The sequence below is a fragment of the Amycolatopsis echigonensis genome (genome assembly GCF_002846615.1).
Classification (GTDB): Bacteria; Actinomycetota; Actinomycetes; order Mycobacteriales; family Pseudonocardiaceae; genus Amycolatopsis; species Amycolatopsis echigonensis.
Genome location: NZ_PJMY01000003.1, coordinates 1,720,965 through 1,732,960 on the forward strand (window position 1 = coordinate 1,720,965; position 11,996 = coordinate 1,732,960).

The 11,996-nt window shown below is 69.7% G+C and carries 13 protein-coding genes; 5 read left to right on the top strand and 8 right to left on the bottom strand.

Going from position 1 to position 11,996, the window contains the following annotated elements; genetic code table 11:
* Window positions 1-37: 37 nt before the first annotated feature.
* Together ATK30_RS12605 and map are read left to right on the top strand one after the other, a co-directional pair.
* Entirely contained in the window at window positions 38-934 is an 897-nt protein-coding gene (locus ATK30_RS12605) for a LysR family transcriptional regulator (RefSeq protein ID WP_101435766.1), read from the top strand.
* Window positions 935-1,017: 83 nt separating this feature from the next.
* The gene (gene map / locus ATK30_RS12610; protein WP_101435767.1) at window positions 1,018-1,806 is read left to right on the top strand and encodes a type I methionyl aminopeptidase; all 789 of its coding nucleotides are present in this window, start codon (window positions 1,018-1,020) and stop codon (window positions 1,804-1,806) included.
* Window positions 1,807-1,840: 34 nt separating this feature from the next.
* Here map and ATK30_RS12615 read toward each other — a convergent pair whose 3' ends face one another.
* Both ATK30_RS12615 and ATK30_RS12620 read right to left on the bottom strand, forming a co-directional pair.
* A complete protein-coding gene (locus ATK30_RS12615; RefSeq protein WP_101435768.1) occupies window positions 1,841-3,280 on the bottom strand; it encodes a leucyl aminopeptidase family protein in 1,440 nt (479 codons plus the stop codon).
* 88 nt (window positions 3,281-3,368) lie between these two features.
* Window positions 3,369-3,536 carry a DUF3117 domain-containing protein gene (locus tag ATK30_RS12620; protein WP_005155393.1) on the bottom strand — a complete coding sequence of 56 codons (168 nt, stop codon included), beginning with the start codon at window positions 3,534-3,536 and terminating at the stop codon, window positions 3,369-3,371.
* 202 nt (window positions 3,537-3,738) lie between these two features.
* Here ATK30_RS12620 and ATK30_RS12625 point away from each other — a divergent pair, with 202 nt between their 5' ends.
* Window positions 3,739-4,533 carry an enoyl-CoA hydratase-related protein gene (locus ATK30_RS12625; RefSeq protein ID WP_101435769.1) on the top strand — a complete coding sequence of 265 codons (795 nt, stop codon included), beginning with the start codon at window positions 3,739-3,741 and terminating at the stop codon, window positions 4,531-4,533.
* Window positions 4,534-4,809: 276 nt separating this feature from the next.
* Here the strand turns inward: ATK30_RS12625 and ATK30_RS12630 are convergent, their stop codons facing one another.
* The 4 genes from ATK30_RS12630 to ATK30_RS12645 form a co-directional block, all read right to left on the bottom strand.
* A complete protein-coding gene (locus ATK30_RS12630) occupies window positions 4,810-5,373 on the bottom strand; it encodes a DNA-3-methyladenine glycosylase I (protein WP_101435770.1) in 564 nt (187 codons plus the stop codon).
* The gene (locus ATK30_RS12635) at window positions 5,370-5,825 is read right to left on the bottom strand and encodes an SRPBCC family protein (protein WP_101435771.1); all 456 of its coding nucleotides are present in this window, start codon (window positions 5,823-5,825) and stop codon (window positions 5,370-5,372) included. The genes ATK30_RS12630 and ATK30_RS12635 overlap by 4 nt, the downstream gene beginning before the upstream one ends.
* Entirely contained in the window at window positions 5,818-6,147 is a 330-nt protein-coding gene (locus tag ATK30_RS12640; protein ID WP_101435772.1) for a DivIVA domain-containing protein, read from the bottom strand. The genes ATK30_RS12635 and ATK30_RS12640 overlap by 8 nt, the downstream gene beginning before the upstream one ends.
* A 407-nt stretch (window positions 6,148-6,554) precedes the next feature.
* Window positions 6,555-7,460, bottom strand: a complete 906-nt coding sequence (locus ATK30_RS12645; RefSeq protein ID WP_101435773.1) for a glucosyl-3-phosphoglycerate synthase — start codon at window positions 7,458-7,460, stop codon at window positions 6,555-6,557.
* 54 nt (window positions 7,461-7,514) lie between these two features.
* Between ATK30_RS12645 and ATK30_RS12650 the strand changes: the two genes are divergently transcribed.
* Window positions 7,515-8,189, top strand: a complete 675-nt coding sequence (locus ATK30_RS12650; protein WP_101440785.1) for a lysophospholipid acyltransferase family protein — start codon at window positions 7,515-7,517, stop codon at window positions 8,187-8,189.
* Window positions 8,190-8,194: 5 nt separating this feature from the next.
* Here the strand turns inward: ATK30_RS12650 and ATK30_RS12655 are convergent, their stop codons facing one another.
* Both ATK30_RS12655 and ATK30_RS12660 read right to left on the bottom strand, forming a co-directional pair.
* Window positions 8,195-8,737, bottom strand: a complete 543-nt coding sequence (locus tag ATK30_RS12655; protein WP_183126073.1) for an LOG family protein — start codon at window positions 8,735-8,737, stop codon at window positions 8,195-8,197.
* On the bottom strand, window positions 8,737-9,522 hold the full coding sequence (locus ATK30_RS12660; protein ID WP_101435774.1) for an LOG family protein: 786 nt from the start codon (window positions 9,520-9,522) through the stop codon (window positions 8,737-8,739). Before ATK30_RS12660 ends, ATK30_RS12655 begins: the two co-directional genes overlap by 1 nt.
* Before the next feature lie 359 nt (window positions 9,523-9,881).
* On the opposite strand from ATK30_RS12660, the gene ATK30_RS12665 reads away from it, so the two are divergent.
* Window positions 9,882-11,972, top strand: a complete 2,091-nt coding sequence (locus tag ATK30_RS12665) for a M4 family metallopeptidase (RefSeq protein WP_101435775.1) — start codon at window positions 9,882-9,884, stop codon at window positions 11,970-11,972.
* The last annotated feature ends 24 nt before the right edge of the window (window positions 11,973-11,996 follow it).

Below are 11,996 nucleotides of genomic sequence, written 5' to 3' on the forward strand. Positions count from 1 at the left end.
AATACGTCTAATACGCAAATCTGCCATCATTCATACCGTGCCGAATGAGAGTCTTACCGCGCAGCTCGTCCCGCACCTGTGTCTGCTGGCCACGCTGCGAAGCACCGGAAACGTCACTCGTACGGCCGAGATCCTCGGAGTGCCGCAGCCCACAGTCAGCCGACGGCTGGCGGCACTCGGCCAGGCCCTCGGCGCACCGCTGACCGTGCCCGACGGCCGGGGCGTCCGCCTGACCCGCGCTGCCGAACTGCTCGCCGATGCGGCGGAACGCGCGCTGCCCGTGGTCGACGCCGGAGCCCGCCTCGCGCGCGAGGAGATCGAACCGGCGAGCGGCCGGGTCGTGCTCGGTTTCCTGCACCTGCTGGGCCGGTCGCGCGTGCCGGAAATGCTGCGCGCGTATCGCGAGCAGGCCCCGACCGCGCGGTTCTCGCTCGTGCAGGGTTCGCTGCAGGACATGGTCGACCGGCTCGTGTCCGGGGAACTTGATCTCGCCCTGCTGGCCCCGGTCGTCGAGGACGAACGGCTGGAGACGGTCGTCCTCGACCAGCAGCCGATCCACCTGTCGGTCCCCTCCGGGCACCGGTTGGCCGGACGACGCAGCGTGCGCGTCGCCGAGTTGGCCGACGAGCCGTTCGTACTCCTCGAACCCGGTTACGGCCTGCGCCGGATCACCGACGAACTCTGCGCCGCCGCCGGTTTCACGCCGAAGGTGGCTTTCGAGGGCCAGGAATCCGACACCGTCCGCGGACTCGTCGGAGCTGGCTTGGGCGTCGCGCTCCTGCCGCGCTTCGAACCCGGCTCCCCCGCCGGGGTCGCGGAGGTGCCGCTGCACCCGCCGGTCCACCGGACGATCGGGCTCGCGTGGCGCGCCGGGGAGCCGCTTTCGCCCGCCGTTCAAGCGTTCCGGGACCACGTGCTCGGCAGGACGCGCTAGGGACCAGGGTGGTATTTCTATCCCGGTACCGTGCTAGCGTTTCCGGTATAGAAATACCGGGACTTGAGGACGCGAGGGTAGTCGTGATCGAGCTGAAGACGCCTGCGGAGATCGACCGCATGCACGTGACCGGGCGGTTCGTCGCCGAGGTGCTGACCGAGGTCGGCAAGCTCGCCGACGTGGGCGTCAACCTGATGGACCTGGAACACCACGTGCGCGGCATGATCAAGCGGCGCGGAGCTGTCTCGTGCTACTGGGACTACGCGCCGTCGTTCGGCGAAGGCCCGTTCCGCAACGTCATCTGCCTGTCGGTCAACGACGCCGTCCTGCACGGCCTGCCGCACGACTACACCCTGCGCGACGGCGACGTACTCACCGCGGACATCGCGGTGACCATCGACGGCTGGGCGGCCGATTCGGCGCGCACGGTCATCGTCGGCACGCCCGCCGAGGAGGACCAGCGGATCATCCGGGCCACCGAGGAAGCGCTGGAAGCCGCGATCGAAGCGGCGCGCGCGGGCAACCGGCTCGGCGACATCTCGGCGGCGATCGAAGCGGTCGCGACCGGCTACGGCTACCCGGTCAACACCGAGTTCGGCGGGCACGGCATCGGCCGCACCATGCACGGCGACCCGCACGTGTCCAACCGCGGCAAGGCGGGCCGCGGCATGAAGCTCCGGCCGGGCCTGACGCTCGCGCTGGAACCGTGGCTCGCGCGCACGACCGACAAGATCGTCTACGACCCGGACGGCTGGACGATCCGTTCCGCCGACGGCTCGCGCACCGCGCATTCCGAGCACACGGTGGCGATCACGGACGGGGACCCGATCGTGCTGACCCGCCGCGAGGAAGAACTGGCGGGCAAGAAGTAGGACGCGCTGGACTGCCGCGGCCCACGGCGCCTGATCAGCCCTCGTAGGAAGCCGCGAACTCCACCAGCGTCCGCGCCGCGAACCCGGACGCGCCGGGCACCACGTCGTCGTACGTCTTGTCCGCGCGCGCCGGGCCCGCGATGTCCAGGTGCGCCCACGGCAACCCCGCGGTGAACTCCCGCAGGAACAGCGCCGCCATGATCGCGCCCGGACCACCGGGAGCCTGCCGGACGTCGCCGAGTTCGCCCTCGATGCCGGTCGCGTAGTCCTCGACCAGCGGCATCCGCCACCACGCCTCTCCGGCGCGGGCGCCCGCCTCGATCACCCGCGCGGCGAGGTCGTCGTCGGTCGCGAAGACGCCGCCGGTGCGCAGGCCGAGCGACACCTTCATCGCACCGGTCAGCGTGGCCGCGTCGACGAGCAGGTCCGGCTTGAACTGCGCGATTCCGTAGGCGAACGCGTCGGCCATCACCATCCGGCCCTCGGCGTCGGTGTTGCCGACCTCGGTGGTCTGGCCGCCGTAGTGCCGCACGATGTCGCCCGGCCGGTACGAGCCGCCCGACACGTGGTTCTCCGCCGCCGGCACCAGCGCGGTGACGCGCACCGGCAGCTTCAGCTCGCCGATCGCGCGCATCGCGGCGATCACGGCCGCGCCGCCCGCCATGTCGGTGCGCATCAGATGCATGCCGTCGGCCGGTTTCAGCGAAATGCCGCCGGTGTCGAAGGTGATCCCCTTGCCCACGAACAGCAGGTGCTTGGTCGCGCCGCGCGGGCGGTAGGTCATTTCGATCAAGCGCGGCGGCGAAGCCGAGCCGCCGCCGACCGCCAGAATTCCGCCGAACCCCTTGTCGGCGAGCCACTTCTCGTCTCGCACGGTCACGTCGACCGTGCCGCCCAGCACCTTCGCCGCGGTGTTCGCCAGCCACGCCGGGTTCTTGATGTTCGACGGCGCGTTCGCGAGATCGCGCGTAAAGGCAGCGGCCGCTGCGAGGACGCGTACGCGCGCGACGGCGTCCGCGTACGCGGGCACAGCGCGCTCGTGCGCGACGACGAGACGTACGGCGGGCACTGGTGGCTTCGGCTCTGTCGTGGTGACCACGAACCGGTACCCGCCCAACGACAGTCCGACCGCTAACTCGGCCGCGTGCTCCGCTGTCGCGTCCTCGGGCAGGACGACCTGGACTGTCCGGATCGGACGGTTCTCGTCCGCGTCGCGAAACGCGCGCGCCAACGCGGCACCGGTCCGTCGAAAGTCCTTCGGCGCGCCTTCGCCAATACCGGCGACCCAGCGCGGACCTTCGCCCTCTTCGGGCACTTCGCGCACTTCGGCGGTACGTCCGCTCGACCCGTACGCTGCGCTTTCGTCCGCTTCGGCCGGCGCGACCAGCACTGCTCGCGGGACTCCGCGGCGCGTCGCGGCGACGACCTCGATTTCGGGCAGCTTCGTGGGAACGGGTGGTAGCGAGTTACGCACAGCGAGCAACCTTAGGGCGCAGACGAACCGACCCCGGCCTCCAAGAGGAGACCGGGGTGCACAGTGGACAGAGCGGGGAGAGCGCAGGTCAGCCAGTGACCTCCTGCAATGCGGCGCCGAGGTCCTTCGCTTCCTCCGCCGAGAGCTCGACGACCAGCCGGCCGCCACCCTCCAGTGGCACCCGCATAACGAGGCCCCGCCCCTCCTTGGTCACTTCGAGGGGACCATCTCCGGTCCGGGGCTTCATGGCCGCCATAGCGTGCTCCCTCCGTCTCAACCGGCGCGCCCGGGTCGCGCACTCCCATGCCAGCCGGGTCTCGTCCCCCATTGTCCCTCATCAGCGCCCGGGCGCGAACGCGGACCGATCATTTGCCGCCGCATCGGTGCTGGTATGCCGCCCGCCGAGGGTGCGAGACTCAGTCCCGAGAACCCGAGCCGCCGCTTCAGAGGAGCATTTCGTGACCACATCCGACGTCCTGTTGACCGCCGACGCCGACGGCGTGCGCACCCTGCGGCTGAACCGGCCGGAGGCGTACAACTCGCTGACCGTCGAGCTCAAGGAGCGCCTGCTCGCCGAGCTGCGCGCGGCCGCCGAGGACCCGGACGTCCGCGCGGTGGTGCTCACCGGCACCGGCAAGGCGTTCTGCGCCGGACAGGACCTCAAGGAGCACGTCGGCCTGCTGCAGGCGAACGACCCGGCCCCGCTGAACACGGTGAGCGACCACTACAACCCGATCGTCAAGGCGATCACCGGGATGCCGAAGCCGGTCATCGCGGCGGTGAACGGCACCGCGGCCGGCGCGGGCGCGGCCTTCGCCTACGCGAGCGACCTGCGGATCGCCGCGGAATCGTCGTCGTTCCTGATGGCCTTCGCGAACGTCGGCCTCGGACCGGACTCGGGCGCGTCGTGGACCCTGCAGCGGCTGATCGGCTACGGCCGGGCCGCGGAGCTGATGCTGATGGCGCGGACGGTGGACTCGGCGGAGGCCCTTCGGATCGGGCTCGTCGGGGAGGTCGTGCCGGACGAGGAGCTCACGGCTCGGGCGCAGAAGGTGGCGGCGAAGCTCGCGGCTGGGCCGACGGTGGCTTACGCGAAGATCAAGAGCGTGCTGGCGGTCGCGGCGGAGTCTTCGCTGGAGGAGGCGTTGGCAGCGGAGGACGCGGCGCAGACTGCGTTGGGGGCTACCGCGGATCATTCGGAGGCGGTGGAGGCTTTTGTGGGGAAGCGTCGGCCGAATTTTCAGGGGAAGTGAGTTGGTTCGCAGTTGAAAGAGTGCGGCTGCGCCGTGAGAGATGAGCGGTTGCGCTGCGAGAAATGAGCGGCTGCGCCGCGAAAGATGGTTGCGTGGGGCACCCCGAAGCTGGAGTGTGCTGACGGTTGGTGGGTGCTTGTCAAGGCGGGAAAGATGCCTTGACAAGCACCCGCCAACCGCAGGGAGGCTTCGTATCGGGGTGCGGGGGTGGTGTGGGTGCACCGGGGGTTGGGTGCATCGGTTGCGGCTGGGGGGGTGTGGGCCCTGGAGGGCCTGTCAAGATGCGCGGAAGCAGCCTTTTACGTGGTCGTCGACCATGCCGGTGGCTTGCATGAGGGCGTAGCAGGTGGTGGGGCCCAGGAAGGCGAAGCCGCGCTTCTTCAGTTCCTTCGCCATTGCCTTTGACTCGTCGGTCACCGCGGGCACGTCGGCCATGGTGCGGGGGCGGCGGTGCTTCGTTGGGGCGAAGGACCACAGCAGTTTGTCCAGTGGGAGGTCCAGGTCCGCCACGGCGCGCGCGTTCTTCACCGCTGCCTCGATCTTCGCGCGGTTGCGGACGATGCCTGCGTCTTGCATCAGGCGTTCGACGTCCTTCTCGCCGAAGCGTGCGACCTTCTCCGGTACGAAGCCTCGGAAGGCTTTTCGGAAGTTCTCGCGTTTGCGCAGGATCGTGATCCACGAGAGGCCCGACTGGAACGACTCGAGGCACAGCCGTTCGTACAGCTCCGCCTCGCCGTGGAGCGGGACGCCCCATTCCTCGTCGTGGTACACCGCGTAGTCCGGGGCTGAGTTGCCCCAGCTACAGCGGGCGATGCCGTCCTCGCCCAGCAGGTTCGTCATTGTTCCCCTATTGAATAGTTCTCCGCGAACCTCGCGAACTGGCGCAGCGAATGTCGCACTCCGAGTGCGAACGCCGGGCGCGCCAGGGGCCAGCCCGCGCGGCCGAGCAGGCCGAACGGCAGCTTGAGGTGTTCGGCCCACACGAAGGTGCACTGCCCGGCGCCCTTGGCCACCACCTGGAACACCCCGGTCCCCTGCACCAGGCTGCCCAGGTGGCGCACCGTGCAGCGCAGCGGCGGCTCCCAGGTGGTGATCTCCATGGTGTCGGTGAAGCCAATGCCGCCGAAACCGGTGAAGGCCGCGAGCTTCGAGCCGACGCTGCGGCCGTTACCCTCGATGACCCGCACCGACGTGCCGAGCATCCATTCGCCTTGGCGGGCCCAGTCGGTGAGCGCGAGCCAGGTCGTGCCAGCCGGTGCCGCGACGTCGACCGACAGCACCAGGTCACTCACCTGTCGGCCTCCGGTGCGCCCCTTCGCGCGGCTGCAGCGCGGCCTCGAGCCGGGCGACCCGTTCGCGCAGTTCGTCCAGTTCCACGCCGGTCCTGCGCAGCACCCAGTCCACTTCGGACATCTTGTAGCCGCGGAACACGATCTGGAAGCGCACCTGGCGGACGTCCTCGCCGGTGATGTCCTCGGCGGGCAGGCGGGTGGGCGAGCTGCCCGGCGGCAGCGGCGCCAGTTCCTCGCCCCGGCCGAACACCACAGCGGCCAGGAGGAACACCACGGCGGCCACCAGCAGCATGACTACGAGGTAGATCAGCGCGGTCGTCACGCGACGATCGTGGCACACCGTCGCCAGGAACGTCGCGCTAGCACGGCAAGTCGGAAGGACGGGACCACCCAGGCGACCATCAGCAGCCGCACGGGCCGCTGGGGCACAGTCGCGCCACCGGGACCCGCTCCGAGCACGGGCAGGCACCGCGTCCGCACGCGCCGTGGCTGCCGCGCACGCCGCGGTCACGCTCGTCACCGTCTCCGTGCCGCGCTGGCCCGGCGTCCCCGCCACCTCGAATCCCGACCAGTCACGTGTCCGATGTGGACGATCACGGGGCAGCTTCCGCTGATTCCGAAGAACAGAGAACGCGGCTCGCCGAGTTCGGCCAGCCACGCGACCTGCTTCGGGTTCTCCGTGGCAGGCAAGTCCCGGTCCGCTCCCGCCGGATCGGTCCTATGTGGACACTACGGCTGCCGGGCAGCCAAGACCTCCCGCATCGGCGGCCGGTCCGTCACCGGCACCTCCGTCACGTCCGGCACCCATTCCCCGGACACCTGGACGAACTGAGTGAACCGCGCCGCCTCCGCGCTCGGCATGCCGCAGCGGGCCAACGCGGTGCCGAGGATCTGCCGGGCCATCACGCCGAGTTGCAGCAGCGACCGGTTGCGGTGTTTGCGCACGCCGAGGTTGACCTGCGCCAATCCGTCCAGCCCATAGCGCTCCTCGGCGTCCAGCAGCAGGCCGATCTCCACCCCGTACCCGCCGGCGAACGGCACCGACTCCAGGAACTCGCGCGTGCCCGCGTACTCGCCGCCCAGCGGCTGCACCAGTTCGCTCAGCGCCGGGCGCAGCGCGGACAGCACCGGGCGCGCGAGCAGCTCGGTGACCCGGCCGCCGCCGGTGCTCTCCAGCCGCAGCGGGCGGCGGTAGAAGCCCTTGACCAGGTGCACGCCGTCCTCGGTGAGCAGGGGGCCGAGCAGCGACGGCACGAACGACGGGTCCGGGTCGACCAGATCGGAGTCGAGGAACACCACCACGTCGCCGGTCGTCGCGGCGAGCGAGCGCCACAGCACCTCGCCCTTGCCGGGGCGCGGCGGCAGCTCCGGCACGACGTCCTCGCGGCGCACCACCCGAGCCCCGGCGGCCGCGGCGACCTCGACCGTCGCGTCCGTGGAGCCGGAGTCGACGACCACCAGCTCGTCGACGACTCCGCCGAGCAGCGGGCGCACCGACGCGACCACGGTGCCGACCGTTTCCTCCTCGTCCAGCGCCGGCAGCACGACCGACACCGTCCGGCCGCGTTTGGCGGCGACGATGTCCGCGGCGCTCCACCCCGGCTCCTGCCAGGTGCGACGGTGAAACCAGCTCATGGAGGCGATCGTGCCATGCTGAAGCAGGTGCCCGATCCTCCGGAGGGAGAACCCTTGCTGCCGCTGCTCGTCCGTTTCGTGCTCGGACCGCTGGTCCGCGCGCTCTACCGGCCTCAGGTCGAAGGGGTCGAGAACATCCCCGAGGACGGCCCGGTGCTGCTCGCCTCCAACCACCGGGCGGCGCTGGACACCGGTGTGATCACCTTCACTACCCCGCGGCAGGTCCGGTTCCTCGGCAAGGCCGAGTACTTCACCGGCAAGGGGATCAAGGGCCGGTTCATCGCGAAATCGCTCGACGCGCTCGGCTACGTCCCGGTCGAACGCGGCAACGCGCAGGCCGGGCTCGCCGCGCTCGAAGCGGGCCGCAAGGTGCTCACCGACGGCGGTGTGTTCGCGATCTACCCCGAAGGCACCCGCTCGCTCGATGGACGGCTGCACCGCGGGCACACCGGCGTCGCCGCGCTCGCGCTGTCCACCGGCGCGAAGGTGGTCCCGGTCGCGTTGTTCGGCACCGAGGGCATCCAGCCGAACGGCGCGAAAATCCCGCGGCTTGCCAAGATCAAGGTCCGGTTCGGCGAACCGCTGGACTTCGCCCGGTACGAGGGCCAGGACTCGTCCTCGGCGATCCGCCGGTCGGTGACCGACGAGATCATGTACGCGATCCTCGAACTGTCCGGGCAGGAATACGTCGACACCTACCACAAACGGCCGGACGAAAAAGCGTCGTAGGCGCGTTATCCGGCCGAGCGGCTCATGAGGTCGACCAGCTTTTCCGCGTCGGAGGCGACGGTGATCAGCTCCCGCGTCTCCGGTCGCAGGAAACCCTTCTCCAGCATCTGATCGGCGAACGCCACCAGCGGCGAGTAGTACCCGGCCACGTCGAGCAGCCCGATCGGCTTGCCGTGAATGCCGAGCTGCGCCCAGGTCCACACCTCGAACAATTCCTCGAGGGTGCCGACGCCGCCGGGCAACGCGACGAACGCGTCCGACAACTCGGCCATTTTCGCTTTGCGCTGGTGCATGTCGGCGACCACGTGCAATTCGGTGAGCCCGCCGTGCGCGATTTCCACGTCCGACAGCACTTCCGGGATCACGCCGATCACTTCGCCGCCCGCGGCGAGCGCGGCGTCGGCCACCACGCCCATGGTGCCGACGCTCGCACCGCCGTAGACGAGGCCGATTCCCCGCTGCGCCAACAGTTTCCCGACGCCGGCCGCCGCTTCGGCGTACTCCGGCGAGAATCCCCGCGCCGAACCGCAGAACACACAGATCCGCATCAGTGCGTGTCCTCCCAAGCCTGATAAGACTCCTGAACGACGCGCACCGCGTCGTCGATGTCGTCGGTAAGGTACAGCAGGTCGAGGTCCTTCTCACCGATTTTTCCGCCGCCGAGCACGGACTTCGCGATCCAGTCGTAGAGCCCGCCCCAGTATTCGGTGCCGAAGAGCACCACCGGGAACTTCGTCACCTTCTTGGTCTGGACCAGCGTGAGCGCCTCGAACAGTTCGTCGAGCGTGCCGAAACCGCCCGGAAGGCAGATGAACGCCTGCGAGTACTTGACGAACATGGTCTTGCGGGCGAAGAAATAGCGGAAGTTCACGCCCAGGTCGACCCACGGGTTCAGGCCCTGCTCGAACGGCAGCTCGATGCCCAGCCCGACGGAGAACCCGCCCGCCTCGTTCGCGCCGCGGTTCACCGCTTCCATCGCGCCCGGACCGCCGCCGGTCATCACCGCGAACCCGGCGTCGGCGAGCGCGGCCCCGATCTTGCGGCCCAGTTCGTACTCCGGGTTGTCGCGTTTGGTGCGCGCCGAACCGAACACCGTCACCGCGCGCGGAACCTCGGCCAGCGCGCCGAACCCCTCGACAAACTCCGCCTGGATCCGCAGCACGCGCCACGGGTCGGTGTGCACCCAGTCGCTCGGCCCGCGCGAATCGAGCAGCCGCTGATCGGTGGTGCTGCCCTGATCACGCCGATCGCGCCGGAGCACCACCGGGCCCTTGTGCCGCTCCACCGGACGTTCGGGGTACTGGCCGTCGGGAAATTCAGACTGTTCGCTCACCAGCCAAGCCTACGGGCCGAGCGGCCGCGGCGGGCGCCCGCGTCGGCACCACAGCGTGACGGATCGGTTGCCCGCGGCTGAACGCGCGAAAGCGGACCACCAGCGGGTTCCGGTCCTGCTACCAACGGCCGGTTGTCGGCAACTACCTACGAAAGTCGTCCGGACCGTCCGGAAATGGCGTTTTCCCTGCTACGTGGCCACCTGACGGGAATAGTCCCGATCGCGCCCGGGGTCCCGCTGGTCCGTTCAGCGCATTGACCGCCCCGGTGAGCGCTTTTTTACTCACGGTGTCCGCGGCCTGATCAGCCCAGCTCAACGCGTTGCGCTTCTCCCCGTCGTGTACCCCGAAAGGACTGTCGATGACGTCCAGAAGAGGGCTCGCCACCGGCATCGCCAGTGTCGCCGGTCTCGCCCTTTCCCTGCTCGCGCTGCCGGTGATCCCGGCATCCGCGGCCCCCGCCCACTCCTCCGCAGACCCGCGGGCGACCGCGATCGCGGCCGCCGACCGGGCCGCCGCCGCGGGTGCGGTCGGGCTCCGCAAGAGCTCGGCCGAAAGCCTGCACCGCGTCAGCACCACGCTGGGCGACGCCGGGCTGTACTACAACTCCTACGAGCGCACCTACGACGGCCTCCGGGTCGTCGGCGGGGACGCGGTGATCGTCGCCGACGGAACGGGCCGCGTGCGGGGCACCGATTCCGCCGAGAGCGCGGCCATCACCGTGGGCACCACACCCGCTGTCGACGCGGCGCGCGCGGCTTCGGTCGCCCACGGCCAGTTGCCGACCGTGAGCACGGTGAGCAAGCCCGATCTGGTCGTTCTCGGCGGCGCACAGCCGAAACTGGCCTACGAGGTCGTCGTCAAGGGCCGTACCGCGAAGGCGCCGAGCAACCTGCACGTCTTCGTCGACGCCGCCACCGGCAAGGTCCTTGACCAGCGCGACGACGTGAAGGCCGAAAGCCCGGCGAAGTCCGGTTCGCACACCGCGTCCCCGAACGCGGCGGGCAACGGCAACAGCTACTACGTCGGCCAGGTCAGCATCGACACCACCGGCTCCGGCAGTTCGTACTCGATGCGCGACCCGAACCGGCCGGGCATCAGCTGCGGCCGCGAGGGCGGCTCGGTGTTCACGAAGTCCAGCAACAACTGGGGCAACGGGTCCGGCACGGACCTCGAAACCGGCTGCGTCGACGTGCTCTACACGGTGCAGACCGAATGGAACATGCTCAAGGATTGGCTGGGCCGCAGCGGAATCGACGGCAACGGCAACGGTTTCCCGGCGTCGGTCGGCCTGAACGACGTCAACGCCTACTGGGACGGCTCGTCCACCCACTTCGGGCACTCGCAGGACAACCAGCGCCAGGCGACGTCGATGGACGTGGCCGGCCACGAGTTCGGCCACGGCATCTTCCAGAACACGCCGGGCGGCGCGGGTTCGGGCAACGAGAACGGCGGGCTCAACGAGTCCACCGGCGACATTTTCGGCGCGCTGACCGAGTTCTACGCGAACAACCCGGTCGACACCCCGGACTTCACCGTCGGCGAGGGCGTGAACCTGGTCGGCAACGGCCCGATCCGCTACATGTACGACCCGAGCCGCGAGGGCGACCCGAACTGCTACTCGTCGTCGATCCCGAGCACCGAGGTGCACGCGGCGGCCGGGCCGCAGAACCACTGGTTCTATCTGCTGTCCGAGGGCACCGCGCCGACTGACGGCCAGCCGGCCAGCCCGACCTGCAACAACAGCGGCGTCACCGGCATCGGCATCCAGAAGGCGGGCAAGATCTTCTACAACGGCCTGCTGCACAAGACCTCGTCCTGGAACCACAAGGCGGCCCGCAAGGCCACCCTGCAGGCGGCGGTCGACCTGTTCCCGGGCAGCTGCACCGAGTTCAACGCCACCAAGGCGGCGTGGGACGCGGTTTCCGTCGGCGCGGTCTCCGGTGAGGCCACCTGCACCGGCAACCCGCCCGCGGGCAACGACTTCTCGGTCAGCCTGTCGCCCTCGACCGCGACTGTCCAGCCTGGACAGTCGACCACGTCGACGGTGACCACCAAGATCACCAACGGCAACGCGCAGTCGGTGAAGCTGACCGCGAGCGGCCTGCCCTCGGGCGCGACCGCGACGTTCAACCCGGCGACCGTGCAGTCCGGCGGCAGCGCGACCCTGACCATCGCCACTTCGGCGAGCACGCCGAAGGGCACCAGCAAGGTCACGATCACCGCGACCGGCGCTAACGCCACGCACACCTCGGACTTCACGCTCACCGTGGGCAGCGGCAACCCGCCGGGGTGCGGCGGCATCGCGGCGTGGGACGCGAACTCGTTCTACGGTCCGGGCGACGTGGTCTCGTATCACAACCACAAGTGGACCTCGACGTGGTATTCCGTCGGCGCTGAGCCGGGTGCGCCCGGTTCCTGGGCCGTTTGGACCGACAACGGGGCCTGCTGACGCAGTAACCGCTCCCTAGATTCA

What these genes read in the sequence shown, in the direction of transcription:
- ATK30_RS12620 (WP_005155393.1), bottom strand. Translation starts at nt 3,536, where the DNA reads ATGGCGGCCATGAAGCCCCGGACCGGAGATGGTCCCCTCGAAGTGACC.
- ATK30_RS12630 (WP_101435770.1), bottom strand. Translation starts at nt 5,373, where the DNA reads ATGACGAACCTGCTGGGCGAGGACGGCATCGCCCGCTGTAGCTGGGGC.
- ATK30_RS12645 (WP_101435773.1), bottom strand. Translation starts at nt 7,460, where the DNA reads ATGAGCTGGTTTCACCGTCGCACCTGGCAGGAGCCGGGGTGGAGCGCC.
- ATK30_RS12655 (WP_183126073.1), bottom strand. Translation starts at nt 8,737, where the DNA reads ATGCGGATCTGTGTGTTCTGCGGTTCGGCGCGGGGATTCTCGCCGGAG.
- ATK30_RS12665 (WP_101435775.1), top strand. Translation starts at nt 9,882, where the DNA reads ATGACGTCCAGAAGAGGGCTCGCCACCGGCATCGCCAGTGTCGCCGGT.